Raw genomic sequence first — 22,974 nt, forward strand, 5'->3', positions numbered from 1 at the left:
AAAGTGGAACTTCAGTAGAAAGGTGAATAAATTATGTCAAATCATTTAATGCTTGCCCTAGATGTAGGTGGGACTTTTATAAAAGGATGTATCATTGAAAATCATCAAATTCGTACGTCAACAATTAAAAAATACCACACTTATTCATATCTAGATGCAGATGCAATTCTCAACAATTTCAAACTAATAATTGAAGATTTTTTTTACCAATATTTAAGAGATCACAACAAAAAGAGTATTAACCGATTAAATATTGGGTTTACTTTTCCCGGGCCTTTTGATTATCAAAATGGTATTAGTTACGTAAAAGGCGTAGGAAAGTTTGATACATTATACGAAATGAATATCCGCGAAGAAATACTAAAGAGGTTACTCGCTGCAAGTCTTCCAGTGAATGATCAAATTAAAATTCGTTTTGAAAATGACTGCCGTTTATTTGGGATCGGTGTGAGTGAGGAACTTTCAGAGCAAAAATTAATCTGTTTAACAATTGGAACAGGATTAGGATCTGCCTATTTAGAAAAAGGGAAAATTTTAAAAGACAAAAAAGGCATCCCGCCAGAAGGGTACCTTTATCAAGTACCCTATAAAAAGTCAATCGTAGATGATTATTTTTCGATAAGAGGAATTCTCAAATTAGCTTTATCTAAAGGAATTGATATTGATCGTTACAATACCGTAAAAGATATTTCTCTTCTTGCAAAAGAAAAGGATAATTCAGCTATTCAAACTTTTGAAACTTTCGGAAATAACCTAGCTGAAATGTTAGAACCTCATATTCAATCTTTTCAACCAGATAAGATTGTATTAGGAGGGCAAATTTCAAAAAGCTTCGACTTATTTGGCAATCCTTTACGAAAAGTCGCTCATCAAAATAATAGTGATGCAATAGCCTTGAAAGACGAACTTTATTACACTTTCAAAGGAATTGATTTAATTTTCAATAATAATGATCATTAATTAATATTTGGCATTTTTTAGCATTATATTGATGCTTATGGTTTCGTGCAAACGGAAATCTGTCGTTTGCACGAAACATTTTTATTAGGTAAGCGTCAAATAAATCACACGTTTCAATTGCTATTCACTCATGGGATAATCATTTTAGAAATTAATCAGGATCCCGGATTTGCAGCCAATTTTTCTAAACTTACTTGAGATCCCCATGCCCCTGCCACACAACGCGTCCACGACATTACAGCTCCCTTTGAAGCAGAGTAAACTGCATTTGTTGGGTAAGTTATAAGCCCAATTAAATCTCCGGTAAATTCCTTTGCATTTTTCCCTTTTTCTGAAATTTCATTTGTTATTTTATATTAAGTAGCTTCAACTGTTTTCTGTTTACAGATAGATCCTAGTGGGGAGCATATAGCGGGAAGTGACAGGCACCTAAAAAAAGAAACAAAAACAATAATTTGTCTTCACTCCCTTTACTAATGGTATAAATATTTCTCTAATGCTTCATGATCATTGTGATCTGTTAGTATACTTATTGCCCAATTATAGGCAGTTTCATGAAATCCCATGCTATCCTCCATTAATGACTCTTCTACTTCTGACCTCTTTATTAAGTTCATAGCTTCATCTTTACATTTACCAAACTCATTAATTAATTCATGGGCTATACGATTAATGATTAGATTAATTTCATTAAGAGGTTCCGAACTTTTATTTGTACTCAACATTCTATCACCTCCAATATTTTTAAAAATTCAGCAGCTCCGTTTGGTAATTTTAATTGTTCCCACCCGATTAAATCTTTAATCCTAAGATAAAATTCGGGTAGTGGTACTAAATAATACCCCGATCAATAAAATCAGAAAATGCTTCATTACCTTTAACTGCTTGGACAATATTTTTAACAACTTCTATATCAATACCACACTGGTATAAGCTATCTGGATCGAGATCTAATTCTCCTGGCCAGGATACGGTTTGTAATTCTTCATCCACAAAAGCCTTTTCAAAAAAAGTTTGCTTCTTTAATTTTTCCAGAACACCTTGCATCATTGGGTTAATATTTCCTAATTTACGGGTACCATCATCAAAATCAATCAATAACCAACCCTTTAGCCCGGGTACTACTTTTACTTTACTAATTAATGCCATAACTAACACCTCCTAGTATAAAGGGGGAATTTTATTAGGCTGACGCCTTCGGTATTGCATCTATTCCACACTTTTATAATATCATTTCTATTTATTTCAAGCCATTTAAGAACATCTTGTTGATCCACAGAACCCTGCAGTGGTTTGTTTGTAACTGCTGGTGCCTCGAACAAAAGGAAAAGAAGCATCAAATGTATTATTAGATCCGAAATAAAAAAATAGCTAGAACCAATGAACCTATTTATTTTCATTAGTTCTAGCTATTTTAATCTCCTCATATTTTATAACCTAACACTGACTTGATATACGGCAAGTTTTAATCGGATGACAGCATCCTACCGATATGAGGTTTTATTGATTTACTATCTTATCTAGTACATTTACCATTACTTGACTATCAACAATACCTATCAAAATACTTTAGAGGGTCTTTTGGTGCTGTTGTTGTAATTTCAGCAAAGGTTATTGTATGCTCATCTGAATCATCTATTATATAAAACAGGTCGATTCTTGGACTGTCCGCTAGTCCCTTTAAAGTAAGTACACTTCTGCTACTTATGTCTCCTAAAAAACTTGCCAAGTATTATCCTACCTACCTTTATACCATTCTCGATGTAAAGGATTTTTTGGATCAAGTTCAATTTTGCCGTTTTCACCAGATTTAAGAACTGGTAAATTGTTCTTTATCAATTTCATTTCTTTTCTTAAATCTGCTAATTTATCCGCAGTCATTGCCATATCCTTCTCCTCCTCATTCTTACACATGCACATCACATCCTTTTTTAGTATGTATATGCAATGTTACCTTTAGTTACTAATAGCATAGCATAATTAGCATTTTTTACGAAATTGATTATACATGAAAAACCATCCTTTCGTTTAGTTACCAAAGGATGGTTTAAGTTAGCATGAATACAAGGTTTTAATAATAACCAGGAATTAATAATTAACCCTATTTGTGCATTTTGTGTCATTAATGTAGGGGTCTCACTCTATAATTCTATTCCACAAAATTCGTTAGTCTACCAATTCCTTCAAGTTCAATATCTATTCGGTCCCCAGCTTTCAGGTTACCAATGCCGCCTGGAGTTCCCGTTAAAATTACATCTCCTTGTTCTAAAGTCATTATACTAGACACAAATTGAATTATATCTCCTACAGAAAACACCATATCATCTGTATTAGAATCCTGCTTCAACTCTCCATTTTGCCATAATTTAATTTCCAGATTGTCTGGATCCAAATTTGTTTCAATATAGGGACCTACTGGTTTATATGTGTCAAATGATTTGGCACGAGTGAATTGACCATCTTTTTTTTGTAGATAGCGATTTGAAACATCATTCGCACAAGTATAACCTAATACAAATTCTTTATAATTATCCTTATCTAAATTTTTTGCCTTTTTCTTAATAATAATTGCAAGTTCTGCTTCATAATCGATCGGATCTTTTTTGTTATCTAGAATAATACTTTCATTATGACCAGTCACTGCACTAGGTGAACACATGAAAATGAGAGGTTCCTCAGGAATTGCCATTTTTGATTCTTTTGCATGTAAGGCATAATTCAATCCTACACAAATTAACTTTCTTGGTTGAACCGGAGACAATAAAGTTATTTCTTCTAACTCTTTATCTGCATCTGCAAGTTCAAAGTTCTCGAAAATATTTCCTTTGATTGGATATACTCTGTTATTTTTAACAACCCCATAGGTCTCTGTTTTTCCATCCGAATAGTATGCTATCTTCATTATTAGAATTCCTTTCTATTAATTATTACTCAAAATAAGATTTTAACGTTTGATAGCTACGTTCAATAGCCAAACTAGAATTAGGCTTTTGGAAGCTCTCGATTGTAATGTATTTATTATAATTAAACTGTTTTAATATCATCATTATTATATTAAAATCATAATCACCAACACCTGGTGGGAATCGGTTAGAATCACATACATGAAAATGCCAAAAATAAGGTTCGACATTTTGAATAGTATCAGATAAGATTTCCCCTTCTGTTAACATGTGTTCAAGATCCAACATGATACCCACATTATTAAGATCAATTTCTTTAACAAATGCATGCATTTCCTTTGCTGTTAATAAGTAATTTGCATGATTTCTGTTAACAGGTTCCATGACTATTGGGACGTGGGGATATGCCTCGGCACATTCAATAATTGCTTCTTTCACCCATTTTACAGTCATTTCTTTAGGAATGTTAGCTGTAAACCTTCCACGTAATCTTCCAACATTCACCATAGAATCATATGTTTCAGCCATCTGTAAACAAGCTTTCATCCTATCAATCGCTTCTTTTCTAACACGTGAGTCACTGTCTGCAAAAGAAACCATATCTTCGCCATACACTTCACCGGTACAAATCGCAGGAACGTCTAATTCCAAATCTCTTACAATGTTCCTTAGTTTCTTTTGATCTAATTCTCTTGGATCACGTACTAAAAATTCGACTCCAGTGTAACCCATTTTTTTAATTCGGAATAGTACCTCAGCCATATCTCCTTGAACTGCTGTTACTTCAGAATGAGTTACATCTGGAGTTGCATACATATATGCTAATTTCACTGAGCCATTCTCCTCTTCTTCATTTCTTTGTGGATAGCTTCTTTCTTTACCACACTTACATTTGGAATTGAAAATTCCTGGATAAGTGAATATTCCGATTTAGCCTTTTCTCCATTAGATACTTTCATTACTAAATCAACAATTTCTTTACCAACTTCTTCAAGTGACTTTTTCCCTTCGATGATATCCCCAGCACTAATATCAAGATCTTCCTGTAATTTATTAAAAGTACTGTTATTAGAACATATTTTTAATACAGGGGCTATTGGAGAGCCAGTTGGTGTACCTTTTCCGGTAGTGAATAAAACTACTTGTGCACCCCCGGCAACTTTACCAGTTACGGATGCAATATCAAACCCTGGTGTATCCATTATGATTACACCTTTTTCAGATGGAGTCTCTCCATAATCTACTACCTGATTAATTGTGCTGCTTCCAGCCTTATAAATACAACCTAAGGATTTTTCTTCGATTGTTGTCAAACCACCTTCAATATTCCCAGGTGCAATAAAGATACCACTATCATCTTCCGTTGAAAGTGATAGTTCTATTTCATATTTTTTGATCATTGTTAATAAATCATTTTTCAACTCATCATCTTTAGCTCTACGTGCCAAAACACTCTCTGCACCTACCATTTCAGTTACTTCAGATAAAACAACAGTTCCATTATTATTTACAATAATATCTGCAGCTTCACCTACAGCCGGGTTAGCAGTTAGGCCCGAAAATGCATCTGAAGAGCCACATTCCAAAGCAATAATTAGGTCTGATAAATGCCCTGAAACCTTCTCTTGCTTTGATAATTCTTTTTGAAACCCTTTAACAATTTCTGTTCCCTTTCTTGTAGAGGTTCTGGAGCCTCCTACATCTTGCACAACTAGGATTTCAACAGGTTTATTAGTTTTACTAACTTCCTCATATATTCTTTTACTTGAAGCAGTTTCACAACCTAAACTAACAATTAGAACCGCACCAACATTTGCATTTTTACCATGACCAATAAAAGTATCTTCTGTAACTCTATTTTCTTCGGCATCAAATGTACAACCATATGGATGTAGAAAAGATACCGCACCTGTTTGATAAGAAATATCCATAGCTACACGATTTACACATGTTACAGTTGGAATTATCAAGACATGATTTCGAATACCAAAAGAACCATTTTCCCGTCGATAACCTAATATTTCCATATTAATCTTCCTTTCCATTATAATTTAAACTTCTTCTTTCAATCGTCTACCTTTCTTACCCCAACAATTATGCACATGCACCCAATGACCCGCATGGATAGCCTCTGTAGCTTCTCCAATTACTTCTCCATATTTATATATTTCTCCACCCTCAGCAATATCTTTGATAGCAATCTTATGTCCACTAGGTATTTTTTCTTTAACTTTTATTGAAATAAGTTGTTGATTTCCGGTAATTAACACTGTATCACCTGGTGCTAAATCAACAGCAGATGTTGCCACTTGGTCAATCTGAGTAATTTGAATAGCTGTTTTTTTCATTAAATAACACTCCTTTATAATAAATTTGCTAATGAAGTAGAAAGGCTCGGGAAAAATATAGTAATTATCAAGACAAAAACCATTACTGCCAGAAATGGAATAACTGCCTTAGAAGAATGTAGCAGATCTACTTTAGCTATTTTTGATGCTGTAATCAGCGTTACACCTAGAGGGGGTGTATTTGAGCCAATACACAAGTTCACAGCAAACATAACTCCGAAATGCACTGGGTTAACATCGTAATATCCAATTACTGGCATTAAAATTGGTATTAGAATAAGAATAAGTGCATTACTTTCCATAAAAGTTCCTAATATCAACAACAAAATATTGATTAAAATTAGAAATATTATCGCACTTGGTGAGATACTAACGAAAAACTCAGTAATTGCCTGAGGAATCTGCTCAGCGGTTAAGATCCAACCTAAAAGGTTAGAAACACCTATAATTAAAAGTATTGGAGCTGATATAGTAATTGTTTGCATAGCTATAGTAGAGATTTTTGATAGCTTAACTTCCCTATAGATAAATACCGATAATACAAAAGCGTAAACAACTCCTAAGACCGCTGCTTCTGTAACTGTTACAATTCCGCTGAAAATACCACCTAGAATAATAACCGGGAGTAGAAGAGGTGGAATAGAATGTAATAAAGAAATACCAACTTCTCCTAAAGAAGCTCTTTCTCCTTTTCCATAATTATTTTTTTTACTAATTATAATTGACACAATCACTAGCCCTGCAGCTAATATTAACCCTGGAATAAATCCTCCAATTAGCAAAGCTCCAATTGAGATATTTCCAGTTGCCCCTATAATTACCATTGTTAAACTTGGTGGAATTAATGTTCCCAATATGCCACTTGTTCCTTGAAGTGCAGCTGAAAAAGCTGGGTCATTTCCTTTTTTCTTCATTTCAGGCAACAAAATAGACCCTATTGCAGCAGTAACGCCAAGAGCGGATCCTGATAACGCCCCGAACATAGCACTACTTACAACCATTGTTGATGCTAATCCTCCACGAATATGACCGATTAAAGCATTAGCAAGCCTCATTAAACGTTGTGTGATTCCGCCATGTTCCATCAATACTCCAGCAAAAACAAAAAGGGGCAAAGCCAAGAAAGGATAAGAGAAAACACCCATTGTTGTTCTTTGAGCTATTAAAGCAAGACTCATATCATTGGTAATAATGTAGATTAAACATGTAATTCCTATTGAATAAGCAATCGGGACCTTTAGCAGTATTAACACAAATAACATGATCAAAATAATTAAAAAGGTCATTTATTGTCCCCTGCTTTCTGATTAAGATACAGGTTTTTAAGTTTGGTATATAAGTGTTCCAATAATACAATGGAAGACAATATCCCTCCTATAAATATTGCTCCATAAAGCCAGCCAACTGAAATTTTCATCCCAGGCAGTATAGAATCTTTAGTCGTCTGAATAACTTCCCAGCCTCCAATTACAAAAACAATATTTAACATTAAAACGAGTAAGTAACCAATTATGAAAATAATCGATTGTATTCTTTCATTAAATTGATTCACTAAGAAATCAACACTTATGTGTTCAAATTTATCTAGAATTAAAACAGAGCCCAAGAAAGTGATCCAAACCATCATTAAAATTGCTAGCTCTTCAGACCAAACTAAAGGAGATTCAAAGAAATAACGGGAGATTATTTGTGCAAAAACAACGATTGACAATACTAGTAACATGATTGTTACTATTAACCTTAAGAATCTAAATACGATGTTTTTTATTTTCCTCATTTGTACTCCCTTCTTAGTCAAAGTAATAAATACCTTACATAGCCCACTTAATTTCTTGTGAACTATGTAAGATAATCAGTTTTACTCAGATGAATATTGTTTTACAATTTCAATCAATTCTTTACCAAATTCATCCTCATATTCGCTCCACATAGACTGCACAATTTCTTGGAACGGTTTTACATCAGGTTGTGTTACTTTCATACCAGCTTCTTCTAATTTTTTAACTAGTTCATCATCTTGTTCTCTAATCATTTCTCTTTCTTTCTCTTTCCATTCCTCAGCTTTTTCAGCTATAATGTCCTTATATTCATCCGGTATGTCATTCCATGCGCTTTCAGAAATGGTTAACACTGCTGATCCCCATATATGTCCTGTCAACGCCAAGTGTTCTTGTACTTCATAAAACTTAGAATCATAAATTGTCGCCAATGGATTTTCCTGACCATCTATTACATTTTGTTGTAATCCATAAAATACTTCTGAAAAAGCCATTGGTGTTGGCATTGCTCCTAATTCATCAAACGTATCAATACGTAGTTGAGCTTCTGGAACTCTTAGCTTGATCCCTTCTAAATCAGATGGACTATTAATAGGCTTCACAGAATTAGTTATATGTCTGTAACCACTTTCCCACCAACTAATAGTATGCATACCCTGTTCTTTTAATATCTCTGCTAAAGCTTCTCCCAACTCACCATCGATAGCATTATAAGCATGTTCACGTGTTGGCCATGCATATGGAAGTTCTTCTACTATTAAACGTTCATCAAGTGATTGCAAAGCGCCAGTCCCAAATAACCCCATTTCAATTGTCCCCATTTGGATACCTTCAGCCATATCACGATCCCCGCCTAATTGGGAACTAGGATAAACTTCAATTTCTACATTTCCATCTGTTGCTTCAGCTACATCTTCCGAAAGACCTTCTAAAGATACATTCCAAGGATGATCTGCTCCAAATACATGCCCTACTTTAAGAACGATCTGTTCCATATTTGACTCTTCACTAGATTCACTATTGCCATCATCCTCTGAAGCATTACCAGTTTCTTCTGAACAACCAACAATAATAAGTACCAGAATTAACATGGAAAATATGTGAATTCCAAAAATACTTTTCCTTTTCAAAAGAATTCCCCCTTGATCATTTTTTGGTTCACCACGTAGCAATACTTCCTGAAGATACAAGAATCAGTCACTTGATTAAACCACCTCCTCATTTCCGTAAGCTGAAAATTCAGATAATAAATAGTGCACATATGTCTTAATTTTATGTTTTATATTGACTGTTTTAAATACTTCGAAGCTATCTGCATGTATAAATAAATCGATTCTATAAACATATCAATTTCAACATACTCGTTTGGTTGATGAGCCATTTCCGGGATACCTGGACCTAGAATAATAATATCCCCGTCATCCGCCTGTGAAAATATGGAACCGTCAGTAAAGTAATTAATCCCCTGAGGGGTTCCATCTTTGAATTCCTTTTCTAAGATTTGTTTTGTTATTTGGACAATTTCAGAATTGGGACTTGTTTTTACTGAAGACATATTATTAATACTTTTAATCTTAAGTTCAGGGAAGTTTTTATATTTATATGAGATTTCCAAGGCTAAACTCTTTATTTTATCAATAAGAACTTGATTGTCTTGGGATGAGAGCGTTCTCAAATCAAGGGTTGCTGAACAATAATCAGGAATAACATTTATGCTTTTACCACCTTCAATATTTGTAAGTACCATCGTTGCATCTGTTAACAAGTCGTCAGTGGCCTTCGTAATATTACTTTCCTTAATTTGATTCAGGAAATAAATTAATCCTTCAATAGCATTAATCCCCTCTGACGGCATTGAACTATGTCCGGTTTTTCCTGTACTTTCAATACCTAACCATAAAACACCTTTATGTGCAATGATAAGTTTATTAGATGTTGGTTCACCAACAATCATCGCATCAAAACTTTCAATGTGACCATTTTCCAGTAAATATTTTGCCCCTAAACTTCCAGTCTCTTCTCCAAAAGTAGCGATAAAGGTAATTTCGCCATATTGAATTGATTCATTTAATTTGCATAAGATCATCGCATACATTAATCCAACTAAGCCGCTCTTCATATCAGTAGAACCTCGACCATATATTCTTCCATTTTTTATATCACCAGAAAGTGGATCAAAATTCCAATTTACCTCTCCGACATCCACAGTATCTAAGTGCGCACTAAATACTAGTCTTTTACCGGGGTTTTTTCCTTTAATAGTAGCAACTATATTCGCACGATTTTTATCCTGTAAATAAATTTTGCTATCAATACCATAGGTTTTAAATTTCTTGTGAATTTGTTCTGCAAGTAAAATTTCATTACCTGGAGGATTGATCGTATTACATCTTATTGACTCCTGTAAAAATTCAATAATATTATATTCACTTACCCATTCTTCTACTGATACTTTATCAATATAACTTATAATACTCATAAGATCCTCCTTAGTTAATTATCTGCTTAATCCTATAAATGAATAGTAACACCTTTCCAAATATTTGGCTATTGACCAATTTTCTGAAATTTAGTGCGGTCGTTTGTACAATATGTATAACTAACAAGATAAACAGTTCCAATCAGAAGTCTTTCAAAAGTGGAGAAAACAGAAATACAAGCTGGTATTGCAAATGCATAAGATTATTATGAACATCAAAATTTGTCAGCTCACAAATACTATTTATACGGTAACGAACAGTGTTATGGTGTACATGCAGAACTTCAGCTGTCTTTCTATAATTTCCTCTATGCTCAACAAACACTCTTAAGGTCTCGACTAATTCAGTTTGATTTTCTATATCATTATCTACTAATGGCCCTAATAATTCCTTAACTAATACTTTCATTTCCCCTTCTAGTGCAGGATGGGAAAACAATCGGTAAATTCCTAAATTATCATAATATTGAACTTGTCTGTATCCACCTATTTTTATTCCATGATACAATGACTTTACAGCTTGGTTATATGCCAACGGAATAGAATGTATATTTTGTACTCGACTTATTCCAATTGCCCATTCAAAAGTAAGAATTTGCTTAATTTGTTCTACAAACGCATCTATTATTTGTACATAGGTTGTCTTTTCGCTATAAAGATCCTTCTCTTCCATTGGTATTAAAAATATGATGTGGTTTTCTTTGTCCATTCCAATTAATATCTCTTCTTTTATATTTTTTAATAAATAAATATCATCTATGATCCGGTAAATATCTGCTAGGTTTTTATTCGAAATTGTCATTGCCATCAATATATATCTACTTTTCAGTTCAAATCCCATTTCCCATGCTCTGCGGCGAAATGAGGAAAGTTCTTCCTTTTCTATATTTTGCACAATTAATTTAGAAACAAAATCTTGTTTAAACCGTTTATTAAACTCTTTTTCTGTTTGTAAGTGCATGAATTTTAAGATGGAAGCATTTTTTGCATGCAGGAGGGTATTGATATCTTCTGAGTCTATTCGGAGCTTCATTTTATTAACCAAAATAGCTCCTTTCAAATCTAGATGATTTTCAAAACTGAGAATGGAATGAGTAATCTCACCATCAGTCAAAGTAGAAATTTTAGTATTTGGGTCAATTTCTTCAAAGAAAGTGGATTCAGACTTCAAATGATGTATAATATATTCTTTGTCAAACATAAACGAGTTTGGGTAAAATACAGCATAATTTTCAGTGAAATTAAATATACCCACCGGGGCTTCCATATAGTGGTATAACAACTCAGCAACCTGCTGAAGATTTGAATTGGATAGAAGCATTTTGGTAAATTGATGATTAACTTCTTTTGATTGTATTAATTGCCTGTTATTAATCTTTAATATTTCTGACATAATTGGGAGCATCAGATCTGCCCATGACTTTTCAGGCGGCAAAGATATAATTGGAAATTTGTATTCATCTGCAATTTTTATTACAGGATCAGGTAATTTACTAATATAACGGTTAAGCTTCAATCCTAGACCAGATACATTACGTAAAGCTAAATCTTGAATAATTAGCTCCAACCCACTCTCTAAATGAGAAAATGGATACATTGTAGAAAATACAAGTTCTGTTCCTTTTAAAAACCTTATACCATCTGGAGCATCTAAAACAGTAGTTGATTTTACTATTCGATCCCTTCCGTTAGATCCCGCTAAGAAATATGCTCCATTCATTTCATCCATTTCCATTATGTCTCTAACTTTCATATCGATTTCAAATACCTCCTAAAATTTACTATAATTCATAAGAATTACTCACAATAATGATTTAAATAGATTTGGACAAAAAACAGAAAAATATAAATAAGAAATCCGATATTTGATTTCGATTGTTTGTCAAAGTAGCTTAAAAGTACTAGATTCTACTATTTACTTACTTCTATATAAGATTATTTTATCCTTTTTTATCTCCATAAATAAATTAACCAATTTTATTTTGAAGTATAATTAGCCAGATCCTTTACTTTCTATCTATTCGACATAATACTGTAAAACTCTACGGCAGTACCCCTAATCTGTACTCCTCGCTTTACCTTTTCTCAAAATCCAACCTAATAAAGGAGGTACGAAAACAACAATAATTAATATCCGTGTTAACTGAAGTGCACTAACAATGGCTGGGTCTCCTCCGACACTTGATGCTGTTAATACCATTTCAAATAATCCACCAGGAGCAATACTCAAATTTGCTGTACTCAGGCTTAACGTTTTTCCTCGAAACTCAGTTCGTTACCCTGATTCATTTCTGTTTCCTCCTTTTAAAAATGTAAGCTTGTCCCCCTTAAATCAGCACCCAGCCAGAGATTTGCAGCTGTAGCAATGCCCGATTCGTTCCCGAGTCGTTTTAGAATGCATTCACTTCTTTTACGCAATTCATCTATTTTCCACCCTTTCAAAAATCAAAATTGTCTCTCTACTCCTATATTCGTAAAAAGTACCCAAACGGTGTAAAAAAGTTTTATAAAATAAAAAAAGCGCCTCTTCCCAAAAGACGCTTCTTCAATACCACTATATAATTCGCCTATCCAAAAGCAATTTTCTATACCTTTCATTTCGCAAACGCTGCCTTACCTGCCTCCCCCAGTATTTCACTGTATCAATGGAAACATGCTCAACCTCAGCAATTTCCTTTACCGACATTTCCAATCTGATGCGATAATTAACCCATTTCCACTGATTTTCCGTTAACTCACTTTGAAGCATCTTCCAAAGAAATGGTTCCTTCACTTTCTCGATATGTATATCAAGCGCTTCCAATTCACTTTTCGTAAAAATTTCATGCTGTTTTTGTTTCGTCTTATTCCTGTACAAATCGATTAAACGATTGCGAATAATATAATTAAAGTATGTGGAAAGAATGCCCTTGTCCGTCTGGTATGTCTTATATGCATTCCACATAGCATAAAGCCCTTCCTGATAAAATTCCTGATGTGGGTCGTCGATGCGCAGTTTATGAATATGATAGTAAATTCTTCGCTCATTTTGTTTGAAAATCTCTTCGAAAGTAAATTGTAATTCCTTGTTAATTTTTCTCCTCGTCCCCCTGGCAGCTTATTTGATTACCCTTCTACTACTATAATCGTAAGAAGCAGTAGTTTGGTGTAATCTTTTTTTAAAAACTTCTTCCCTAATAAGCGTTATGGTACATATGTTCTTTTTCGGCAATGGAAATATCAGTTATTTTTTTGTAGTGGGAGACTCGGATAATTATCTCTATGAATTAAAAAACACCAGCGGCAAAGTGGCGTTTGCAGCTGGTGTTTTAGATTTGATTTCCTTTTATAATTCGATTTCCCATTGGGCAAAATTCGAGAAGTGACAGGTACCTAAAAAAGGAAGCAAAAACAATAATTTGTCTTCACTCCCTTTACTAATGGTATAAATATTTCTCCAATGCTTCATGATCATTGTGATCTGTTAGTATACTTATTGCCCAATTATATGGAGATTCATGAAATCCGCATTCTTCCGCCATTAATGACTCTTCCACTTCTGACTTCTTTATTAAATTCATAGCTTCATCTTTACTTTTACCAAACTCATTCATTAATTCATGGGCGATACGATTAATGATTAGATTAATTTCATTACGAGGTTCCAAACTATTATTTGTACTCAACATTCTATCACCTTCAATATTTTAAAAATTCAGCAGCACCGTTTGTTAATACTGCCAATTGATTTTTATTATTATATGCTTTTCTATCCTTATAATTAACTGATACTAAACCACCATCAAAACTGGCCCATAAATCCACTCAAAGTTAATTTCATGTTGTTGTAAATACTGATTATCCTGTCGCATTTTCCATACAAGATGTTCCAGTCATTGTTATCAAATTCAAAGACTTTATAATTTAATTTTTCCCACCCGATTAAATCTTTAATCCTAAACTTCGGGAAGTGATAAGCACCCAAAGCGTGTTCCACTGCCCCTCTTATTCATTTTCATTACATTCTATAAATATACGCATCTTCAATATAATTATTATTTATTGTATTTCTTGAAAATCTTATACCTGCGATACTTTCAGCTCCTGTCTGAATAGCAGTACCAAAATCTTTTATTAATATGTTGAAAGGGCTGACTACTGAAATATTGTCTAATGTTATATCAAAATTATCTTCTTTCTTTTTCCAGTCTCTCTATAACCTTTTTTATAGCCTCATATGCTTTTCTGGGACCTGAATGTTCAACCTTCTCAGATGCAATTATCATCCTCCAACTTTCCCTATCTTCATCAAATAACCACAATGCTGAATGGACTATAAATTTTGCATTGTCCAACGCTACAATTAACTTTCCACCGTTCTTAAAATAGCTGTCTACCAATGCTTTTTTATCCATTGAAAAACCCCCTCAATAGAATCGCTGACTGCCCCTGAAAATATCTTCTGTCTCTTCATTAGTATATCTTATATAACGATCCTTTTCAGACCAATCCCTGACTACTGACCAGTTAACTTTAATTTGCTCGGGACGACTTGCCCCAATCACTCCTAAAAGTCTCGTTAAATCATGTGTGTAAATTTTATTAACTATTTTTTTATCCAGCACCTCACAATCGTTTGCATACAAAGCAGCCATCACTCAGGTCTAAGATTCCTTAACAGATGCATCAGGTAATCCAACAATACTTACTCCTTCTATTCCAGGTAGCAGCTGCACTTCCACCTGAACTTGGTAACCCTCAATTCCTTTTAAACCAATACTCGACACGACAGTTGCCATTTTTTCACTCCTTCCATGTAACCTTGTTCTTTGATTAGATACAAGATAAGCTATATCAGCTCAAAAGTCAAGAACACTCGTTCGTAATAAAATGGCTTGAAATTGAATTTTTATGGTAAGAAATCCGGAGAAAATTTACTTTCTATCGATTTATATCAGGTATATCGAGAATTTAGTTCATAAATTTGTATGAAAAGCGGATTTTATATTTTAAAAATTCTTTTCTTCTTTAAATCAAAAGGCTGCAAGATCAATGATAATAAGTAATTCTCATTGGTCATAGCAGCCTTAATATCCTTGTATTTTATGAGGAGTTAAAATTCGACATTTATTGACATAAACCGGGAAGTGACAGGCACCCTAAAACTATCCTTTGGTTCAGTAATACCCCATTTGTGCACTATAGCACATATAACGTGGCGGGGGTCAGGCGCCTGTATTCTCAGAACCTCTTGAGAACCTCTTGGTATAACGCACTAAATTACATCATTGGTCTAGAAAATTCTTTTTTACGCTACCCAATTCCTCTCTTAAAGATTGGCGCATTGCTTTAAACATTTCTATAATTTTTTTATTAAAATGTTTAGACTTATTAATATTAATAGCAGTATCCCGTGAGATCGCATCTATTAATTGTATTATTAAGTTATCCTGATATGTAAGAGAATCTATGACCAAGTGATAACAAACCTTTTCTTCCCGATCATTATAAAAGTCTTCACCTTCTACTGTAACAATAAGTTCGAACAGTTTAGTAAAAACAAATACAACAAAAAAGCGTGTTACTACAGGATAATTATTCTTATTAATAGTGAAACCTAAACTTTCATCGACGAAAAAATTACTAATTCCAAAATTACTGTGTCCTACAGATGATAGTAAATCATAGAATACACTATAGTATTTTTTATCATTTCCGAGTTTGAATTTACTTGGATTTATTCTTTCGGAAATCTTTTCACCATTACGGTCCCTAATCACATTTTCTTTAGAATCATATACGTACTCTCTAAAAAATAACTTTAAATTTACTAGCGTTAAGTTCTTAAAATCCCCCTCATTTTCGTTTAAATATCTACTGCTCAAGTAATTTTCAAAGATACTTCTTACAAGTATTAAAACATCTTCATTATGGTTCATTTTTAATAAGCTACGTATACTGATTAAAGTCTTGGTGCTTTTAGTGAAGTTAAAATATTCATGATCATAGGTGAACTTATTATTGGGCTCAGGTACTCGCAACAAATCTGCTGCCCCATAGGAAAACGCAGACCATTCCACAAATTTTTTTGAATGCAAAATAAACCGGTTTATTAATTTATTTAATTCATTCACATATAATTCCTGATCTTCAGTCATGATTTTCTCCAATCCAAATAGCTTATTTACAAAAATAACTTTAACGTTAGTATATGTAGATGAATTGTTAGCGTCAAATAAAATCTATCTACTAGCAAGTGGGGTTTTCGCATATTGAGAAGAGAGAAAATACCCTTTTAAAATGTGCAATTTAGCACATTAACGTAGTGGGGGTCTGACCCCGAAATCCGAAATCCATTTTTTCACACCTTCCATGTAAACTTGTTCTTTGATTAGATACAAGATAAAAATCGATTATTAGATTTAAAAGTGGATAGCAACTACCTTTGAGCGTATCCACTACATTATAGAGAAACAAATGCAGCGAACAGCTATGTGTAAGTTTAAATTTTCTGATTGTGTTCGGGATTGGGGATTTTGGTAAAAAGGCTTCGGTATTTCTTCTAAATTAGTAAAACACCAGCAGCAAAGTGGAGTTTGCTGCTGGTGTTTTTTATACTATTGATTAATTTCAATTCTAATATTCATTCGGCAAAACTCAGGGAGTGACTGGCAGCCAAACCTAATAAAATGATTCCTTAGGTTATTTAGCATCTTCAATAGCTTGTAGCATCTCATCGACTAGACCTTCGTCTACTTTGGTTTCTAAGTATTCTGAGACGGGTCCAACAACAACATCCTGAAATTCCCGGAATTGTTCAGATGTTAATTCAGCTACTTCAACTCCTGCACCTATTATTACCTGCATATCGCTCTCAGTATTTTCTGCAACATGATTTAACAAGGCTTGCTGAGCTTCTTTTTCTGCTTTAACAACAATCTCTTGGTCTTCCTCACTCAAACTATTAAAAAAGTCTTCATTTAGTAAAGTTACAGCAGTATTCATTACATGCTTATCTAGTGTAAAGTAATCAGTAACCTCTTGTAAATTTATCATTAGCATAGTATAAGGTGCTTGCTCATGACCATCCACAACACCAGTTTGGATAGCAGAATATAACTCTTCAAAAGCAACAACCTGTGGAGTTGCACCTAATGCTTTTACCATTTCCTGATGAACAGGTACTTCCATGACACGAATTGTTAATCCTTCCAAATCTTCAGGAGAAGTTATTGGATGTATGTTATTTCCAAAATGCCTAAATGAAGAAGGAAGGAAAGACATTAACTTTAAGTTACTTGCATCCACTACACCTTCTTTAAGCTTATCTCCAAATTCTCCACTTAAAACTTCTTGACCTACTTCAAGTGTCTCAAAAGCGTATGGTAAATCCAATACTTGCATATTTGGATCATAAGTTGCTAAAGTTCCTGTATTTTGACCTGCTGTCATATCAAGATCTCCATTATTTACTTGCTCCATCATGGAATCTAAATCACCTAATTGTGAATTTGGAAAAACTTCTACTTTTATTCTGCCGTCAGTTTCAGCTTCTAAAACCTCACTGAATTTTTCAGTGTATGAAAAATATGGATCTGATTCCAAACCATTTCCTGCGTGACCAAGTCTTATAGTAATCTCTTCCTCACTATTACTGGAAGCATCGTCGGAAGCCTCACCAGAACTATCAGCTGAACAAGCTGCTAGAACAAGTACAAATGAAATTAACAAAAGAAAATTAACAAATTTAAATTTTAACATATACGCCTCTCCCCTTTTTTTAATTTTCTGAAATTAAAAATTAAAATGACCTTTAACTAAAAGTATTGATCAACGGATAACTCTAGATCTGAAATTAGTTGTTTTAGTTCCTTATACAAGTTCTCATTGATAGTTACCCCGTGCTTTTCACGTTCTTTTTTCTTTGAGTACTCTATTTCCCCCGGGAGATAGATTGAATTATTTTTGTTGGCTTTCTTTGCACCTTTCACCATTGTTATAAAATCATCCAATCTTATATTGAATTGCTCCCTTGGCATAATTTGTTCAATATCAATCGCCATCATTATAAAACCAATATCAGAGTGACCTACTTTTTTACCATAACCAGATCCTGATAGAACACCTGCCAATACATCCATAATAAATGACAAAGCATATCCTTTATGGTTTCCTATTGGTAATAAAGTACCACCTCCTTCATAACCTTCGAAAGGATCGGTTGTTGGTTTTCCATTCTTATCCAGTGCCCATCCTTCGGGAATTGGTTCATTTTTTTGGTTTTGTAAAATAAGCTTACCAGCAGCGACAACTGATGTCGCTATATCTACTACAACAGGGTCTTCACCTTCTCTTGGGACTGAAAAAGATATAGGATTATTACCTAGTACTCTTTCTGCACCTCCAGTTGGAGCCATTAAAGGCATAGTATTTGTGGTTGTAATGCCAATCATTCCATGTTTTGCAGCCAATTCTGTATAATATCCAGAAGCACCATAATGGGTAGCATTCTTAACTAAAACAAGGCCTAAGGAGTTTTTTTTTGCTGTTTTTATAGCTTCTTCCATAGCTAAATTCCCAAGAAAGTGTCCAATACCATGGTCACCATCGAGTAAAGAAATAACAGTGGTTTTTTGAAACCATTTATAGATAGGCTCCTTAGAGATAATTTTATTTCTTATTCTTTCAACATATGTTTTTAATAGAATTAAGCCATGTGAATCTATCCCTCTAATATCAGCATAATTCATTATTTTACTGGCCATTTCAGCCTGTTCGTTTGATAAACCCACTTTTGTCAATATATCAATAATTAACTGATTATGATTCTCTTTCTGAATTTTTATCACTAAAGTCACCTCCGACCATACAATTAAGAAAACAATTTATTTAACACAGCTTTAGTATTTTCTGAAGCTTTTACTAAAGGCAAATTAATTTCACTATTAGTGAGTTCTTTCATTTCAAGGGCTACCTTTAATGGACCAGGATTACCTTCCATGAAAACTGCTTTAAATAAAGAGTAGTTTTCTTTATTTAATAGAATTACTTTTTCAGTTTCACCGTCTTGTACTAAATTATAAAATTTCACCCATAATTCTGGAACAACATTCGCACTTGCCATTACTGAGCCCTTAGCACCAAATATCATTGATGCAACTGCAGCAAACTCTTCCCCAGCCAATACAGTAATTTTATCCCCTACACTATTAATTAATTCAACCATCTGACCAAAATTCTCAGTACATTCTTTTATACCTACCACATTGGATGTCTTCTCAAGGATTTCTTCCACTGTATTTGGGAGCATATTAACCCCAGTTTTATGCGGAATATTATACAACAAAATCGGCATCTTCAAGGTCTCATCTAACTTTTTATAATATTCGATAATACCTTGCTGAGTTGGCCTTACGTAATACGGTGTTACTACCATAACAGCATCTGCTCCTGCTGCTTTTGCATATAACCCTATTTCTATGGAACTGCCAATTCCGGGATCAATAATTCCAACAACAATTGGAATCCTTCCCTTTGCTATTTTCACAGCCAATTCAACTACTTTTTTCTTTTGAGCCATGCTGAGCGAAGTATACTCCCCTGTTCCACCTAAAACTAGCAAGCTATGAACGTTACTATCAATTTGGAAATTGATTAAATCTCTAAACTTTTCTTCATCCACTTCATGTTCACTATTTAATGGGGTAACTAAAGCTGTCATTATGCCTTCATATGCCATTTTTGATTCCTCCTATTTTTGGATTAGATATAATCTCTTTGTTTATTATTTTACTGGAAAGGTTTCCATTTAATACCTTGGTAACTTCTTTAGATAAAATTCTTGAACATCTGTTTTTTGCCTCCAGAGTATCACCAGCTAAATGTGGAGTAAAAATCACATTTCTTAACCTTAATAAAGGATCTTTTGGGTTTGGTGGTTCTTCTTCTAGCACATCCAAAGCTGCTCCTGCAATCATATTTTTTTGAAGGGCTTTTGTTAAAGCTTGTTGGTCAATAATACGGCCGCGACTTACATTTATTAGAAAGGATCTTTTTCTCATGTGATTAATTTCTTCAGTTGATATTAATTTATCTGTGCTCTTTAATAGAGGTAAATGTAAGGAAGTGTAGTCGGCAATTTTTAACCCTTCAATTAATGAATCTACCATTACAACATTATCGAAATTCTTTTCAACAAATGGATCATAAGCGTAAATATTCATATTAAATGCTTTTGCCAGGTTGGCGACCCTCCTTCCCACATTTCCAAATCCTACAATAAATATGTTTTTATCTGATATCTCGGCAGGATAAACTTCTTCTCTATAATTCCAGTTGTTATCTTTAACCTCCTCATGATTTCTATTTAAATTCTTACTTAATGCTAAGACAGCCATCATTGTATGTTCTGCAACAGAGATAAAATTTGCATCTGGTACGTTAACTACGTAAATACTAGCTTTTGAAGCCGCTTTAACATCGATATTATTAACACCTACTCCATGCTGCCCAATTACTTCTAAAGAAGGACAACTTTTAATTAATCTTTCTGTTATGGTTTCAGTCCTAGTAATGACAGCATGAATATTTTCTTCATTGATTATTTTAATTAGCCTTTCTTCTTCACCATCTGGGGCATAAAAAACATTGAAGCTCTCTCCTAAAAAATTTACACCAATTGGCCGGATAGTTGGCTCAATAAATAAAACATTTTTCATATACAATCAACTCCTTTAGCTCTACATAGCATCGAATAACTTTGGTATAAATAGGGCGATTTCGGGAAATATAGTTATTATCAACAATACAATGAGACAAGCACCTAATAAAGGTAGCACCTCCTTCACAATTGCAGTTAATTTAGAATCACTTATAGCTGCAGCCAAATATAAAGCTGTTCCATACGGTGGTGTAATCATACTTATCATTACGTTTACCACCATTACGATACCAAAGTGAATTGGATCGACACCTAGCCCAACAAATATTGGTGTGAAAATTGGTGCGAATAAAAGTAATTGCGCAACATCAGACAGCCACATCCCGTTAAGTAAAAAGAAAATATTAACAAGAATTAATAGTACAAGTGGTGAAAAACCTGAACCTGCAACAAAATTATTAATCAAGTCTGGAACTCTTTCCATTGATAGAATCCAACTTATAACACCAGTAAATGCAATAATTAAGAAGATAGTACCAGAAACTCTTGCTGTATTTATTAATGCTTCTGTAAAATTCTTTATTGTAATACTTCTATATACAAAGGCAGATATAATAAAGGAATATGCTGCTGCAACAGCTGCAGCTTCTGTAGCGGTAAAAAGCCCTGATAACATACCACCCAAAATTATTATAGGTAACATCAATGCATAAATCGCAGCAACTGTAATACTTCCAGCTTGTTTCAATGTGATTTTTTCATGATTCTTTGGGAAATCCCTTTTTTTTGCCATCATCCATATTACGATCATTTGCGTAAGTCCAAGTAAGATTCCAGGTACTATTCCGCCGAGAAATAATGCACCAACTGAAACGTTAGTTAAACTGGCAAATATAACAAAAGGAATACTAGGTGGAATGATCGGCCCCTGCAGGGCTGAAGTTGCTGTTAAAGCAGCAGCAAACTCTTTTTTATATCCATCTTCCGCCATAATCTTTACCTGAATTGGACCTAATGCAGAGATATCTGCCAATCCTGAACCAGATACGCCGCCAAACATCATACTTGCTAATACATTTACATATGCAAGTCCACCTTTAAAACCTCCAACTAAAAGCCGGCAAAATTTTACAAGCTTGTTCATCATGCCACCAAGGGTCATTAATTCTCCTGTTAGGATAAAAAGTGGTATCGCTAGAAATACAAAGCTATCCATTCCAGTAAAGAAAGTGTGAACAAGTATGTTCATTGAGTCAAACATTCCAGGTTTAATAAGAAAGTACATCATACCTGCAGTACCGATAGCTAGAACTACAGGCGCACCAATAAGTAGGAGTGCAATTAAAGTTACAAGTACAGCGATTAAAGCAAACGACATTTACTCTCCCCCTTTCTTTATTGTTACAATATTAAAAAAGATTTTATATAAGTATTGATATAACATTAAAGCCGATCCTATCGGAATAGACAGATAGGGGTAAAACCAGGATATACCCAAAGTAGATGTATATTTATCTATACTTCCAACAGCCTGAAACCATCCAAATGTTGTCATTATAACTAACAAAAAGATAAAAACGACTTGATAAATTATGTTTCTTATTTTTTTGAACCTTTCTGATAAAAGATGATCAAAAAAATCAACAGTTATCAATTCGTTATTTTTGATCAGCACGTTCGAAATAAGCATTACCGCCCAAATAATTGCGAATGTAGAAAACTCTACTGACCAGGCCAGCCCAGAATTAAACATTGATCTAAGTATTACCTGAAGAACTAAAACAATCGTAAGAGCACCAATCAAAACACTGGCTGCAATTTTCGAAACCCAAGAAATAATATCACTTATTTTCGTTAAGGCTTCCAT

General features: G+C 33.8%; 26 protein-coding genes. 1 reads left to right on the forward strand and 25 read right to left on the reverse strand.

Annotation, left to right across the window (positions count from 1 at the left end):
* Nucleotides 1-33: 33 nt before the first annotated feature.
* Complete coding sequence (locus tag CIL05_RS17080; protein WP_095656757.1) at nucleotides 34-960, forward strand: ROK family protein; 927 nt, start codon at nucleotides 34-36, stop codon at nucleotides 958-960.
* A gap of 473 nt (nucleotides 961-1,433) precedes the next feature.
* Here the strand turns inward: CIL05_RS17080 and CIL05_RS17085 are convergent, their stop codons facing one another.
* From CIL05_RS17085 to CIL05_RS17205, 25 genes are all read right to left on the reverse strand, one after another.
* The gene (locus tag CIL05_RS17085; RefSeq protein WP_095656758.1) at nucleotides 1,434-1,685 is read right to left on the reverse strand and encodes a hypothetical protein; all 252 of its coding nucleotides are present in this window, start codon (nucleotides 1,683-1,685) and stop codon (nucleotides 1,434-1,436) included.
* Between the two features lie 106 nt (nucleotides 1,686-1,791).
* Nucleotides 1,792-2,109 (reverse strand): DUF2442 domain-containing protein, encoded by a 318-nt coding sequence (locus tag CIL05_RS17090; protein ID WP_095656759.1) that lies wholly within the window; start codon nucleotides 2,107-2,109, stop codon nucleotides 1,792-1,794.
* 588 nt (nucleotides 2,110-2,697) lie between these two features.
* A complete protein-coding gene (locus CIL05_RS22320; RefSeq protein WP_165769156.1) occupies nucleotides 2,698-2,847 on the reverse strand; it encodes a hypothetical protein in 150 nt (49 codons plus the stop codon).
* Nucleotides 2,848-3,109: 262 nt separating this feature from the next.
* Nucleotides 3,110-3,862 carry a fumarylacetoacetate hydrolase family protein gene (locus tag CIL05_RS17105; RefSeq protein ID WP_095656762.1) on the reverse strand — a complete coding sequence of 251 codons (753 nt, stop codon included), beginning with the start codon at nucleotides 3,860-3,862 and terminating at the stop codon, nucleotides 3,110-3,112.
* A gap of 25 nt (nucleotides 3,863-3,887) precedes the next feature.
* Complete coding sequence (locus CIL05_RS17110; protein ID WP_095656763.1) at nucleotides 3,888-4,694, reverse strand: sugar phosphate isomerase/epimerase family protein; 807 nt, start codon at nucleotides 4,692-4,694, stop codon at nucleotides 3,888-3,890.
* A complete protein-coding gene (locus CIL05_RS17115; RefSeq protein ID WP_165769157.1) occupies nucleotides 4,691-5,890 on the reverse strand; it encodes a UxaA family hydrolase in 1,200 nt (399 codons plus the stop codon). The genes CIL05_RS17110 and CIL05_RS17115 overlap by 4 nt, the downstream gene beginning before the upstream one ends.
* Before the next feature lie 24 nt (nucleotides 5,891-5,914).
* Nucleotides 5,915-6,211: a UxaA family hydrolase gene (locus CIL05_RS17120; RefSeq protein WP_095656765.1), complete on the reverse strand. Its 297-nt coding sequence runs from the start codon at nucleotides 6,209-6,211 to the stop codon at nucleotides 5,915-5,917.
* A 14-nt stretch (nucleotides 6,212-6,225) separates the two neighbouring features.
* Complete coding sequence (locus CIL05_RS17125) at nucleotides 6,226-7,497, reverse strand: TRAP transporter large permease (RefSeq protein WP_095656766.1); 1,272 nt, start codon at nucleotides 7,495-7,497, stop codon at nucleotides 6,226-6,228.
* On the reverse strand, nucleotides 7,494-7,988 hold the full coding sequence (locus CIL05_RS17130) for a TRAP transporter small permease (RefSeq protein ID WP_095656767.1): 495 nt from the start codon (nucleotides 7,986-7,988) through the stop codon (nucleotides 7,494-7,496). Before CIL05_RS17130 ends, CIL05_RS17125 begins: the two co-directional genes overlap by 4 nt.
* 81 nt (nucleotides 7,989-8,069) lie before the next feature.
* Nucleotides 8,070-9,119 (reverse strand): DctP family TRAP transporter solute-binding subunit, encoded by a 1,050-nt coding sequence (locus CIL05_RS17135; protein WP_206207799.1) that lies wholly within the window; start codon nucleotides 9,117-9,119, stop codon nucleotides 8,070-8,072.
* Between the two features lie 149 nt (nucleotides 9,120-9,268).
* A complete protein-coding gene (locus tag CIL05_RS17140; RefSeq protein ID WP_095656768.1) occupies nucleotides 9,269-10,468 on the reverse strand; it encodes a M20 family metallopeptidase in 1,200 nt (399 codons plus the stop codon).
* A gap of 142 nt (nucleotides 10,469-10,610) precedes the next feature.
* A complete protein-coding gene (locus CIL05_RS17145; protein ID WP_095656769.1) occupies nucleotides 10,611-12,221 on the reverse strand; it encodes a PucR family transcriptional regulator in 1,611 nt (536 codons plus the stop codon).
* Nucleotides 12,222-12,524: 303 nt separating this feature from the next.
* Entirely contained in the window at nucleotides 12,525-12,713 is a 189-nt protein-coding gene (locus CIL05_RS17150) for an AbrB family transcriptional regulator (protein WP_276245352.1), read from the reverse strand.
* A gap of 309 nt (nucleotides 12,714-13,022) precedes the next feature.
* The gene (locus tag CIL05_RS17155) at nucleotides 13,023-13,541 is read right to left on the reverse strand and encodes a sigma-70 family RNA polymerase sigma factor (RefSeq protein WP_095656770.1); all 519 of its coding nucleotides are present in this window, start codon (nucleotides 13,539-13,541) and stop codon (nucleotides 13,023-13,025) included.
* A gap of 343 nt (nucleotides 13,542-13,884) precedes the next feature.
* On the reverse strand, nucleotides 13,885-14,136 hold the full coding sequence (locus CIL05_RS17160; protein WP_133065307.1) for a hypothetical protein: 252 nt from the start codon (nucleotides 14,134-14,136) through the stop codon (nucleotides 13,885-13,887).
* Nucleotides 14,137-14,634: 498 nt separating this feature from the next.
* Complete coding sequence (locus CIL05_RS17165; protein ID WP_095656772.1) at nucleotides 14,635-14,862, reverse strand: hypothetical protein; 228 nt, start codon at nucleotides 14,860-14,862, stop codon at nucleotides 14,635-14,637.
* A gap of 12 nt (nucleotides 14,863-14,874) precedes the next feature.
* A complete protein-coding gene (locus tag CIL05_RS17170; protein WP_095656773.1) occupies nucleotides 14,875-15,105 on the reverse strand; it encodes a hypothetical protein in 231 nt (76 codons plus the stop codon).
* Nucleotides 15,106-15,111: 6 nt separating this feature from the next.
* On the reverse strand, nucleotides 15,112-15,246 hold the full coding sequence (locus tag CIL05_RS22830) for a hypothetical protein (protein WP_276245355.1): 135 nt from the start codon (nucleotides 15,244-15,246) through the stop codon (nucleotides 15,112-15,114).
* A 486-nt stretch (nucleotides 15,247-15,732) separates the two neighbouring features.
* Entirely contained in the window at nucleotides 15,733-16,605 is an 873-nt protein-coding gene (locus tag CIL05_RS17175) for a DUF5677 domain-containing protein (RefSeq protein WP_095656774.1), read from the reverse strand.
* Nucleotides 16,606-17,149: 544 nt separating this feature from the next.
* Nucleotides 17,150-18,208 (reverse strand): TRAP transporter substrate-binding protein, encoded by a 1,059-nt coding sequence (locus tag CIL05_RS17180; RefSeq protein ID WP_095656775.1) that lies wholly within the window; start codon nucleotides 18,206-18,208, stop codon nucleotides 17,150-17,152.
* Nucleotides 18,209-18,264: 56 nt separating this feature from the next.
* Nucleotides 18,265-19,296: an Ldh family oxidoreductase gene (locus CIL05_RS17185; RefSeq protein WP_165769158.1), complete on the reverse strand. Its 1,032-nt coding sequence runs from the start codon at nucleotides 19,294-19,296 to the stop codon at nucleotides 18,265-18,267.
* A gap of 23 nt (nucleotides 19,297-19,319) precedes the next feature.
* Nucleotides 19,320-20,186, reverse strand: coding sequence for a 4-hydroxy-tetrahydrodipicolinate synthase (gene dapA / locus CIL05_RS17190; RefSeq protein WP_095656777.1), 867 nt, complete (start codon nucleotides 20,184-20,186; stop codon nucleotides 19,320-19,322).
* Complete coding sequence (locus CIL05_RS17195; RefSeq protein WP_095656778.1) at nucleotides 20,176-21,165, reverse strand: hydroxyacid dehydrogenase; 990 nt, start codon at nucleotides 21,163-21,165, stop codon at nucleotides 20,176-20,178. The genes dapA and CIL05_RS17195 overlap by 11 nt, the downstream gene beginning before the upstream one ends.
* Before the next feature lie 21 nt (nucleotides 21,166-21,186).
* A complete protein-coding gene (locus CIL05_RS17200) occupies nucleotides 21,187-22,485 on the reverse strand; it encodes a TRAP transporter large permease (RefSeq protein ID WP_095656779.1) in 1,299 nt (432 codons plus the stop codon).
* The gene (locus CIL05_RS17205; protein WP_165769159.1) at nucleotides 22,486-22,974 is read right to left on the reverse strand and encodes a TRAP transporter small permease; all 489 of its coding nucleotides are present in this window, start codon (nucleotides 22,972-22,974) and stop codon (nucleotides 22,486-22,488) included. It lies immediately after the preceding gene.

The sequence above is a fragment of the Virgibacillus profundi genome, from assembly GCF_002287375.1.
Taxonomy (GTDB): domain Bacteria; phylum Bacillota; class Bacilli; order Bacillales; family Amphibacillaceae; genus Virgibacillus_K; species Virgibacillus_K profundi.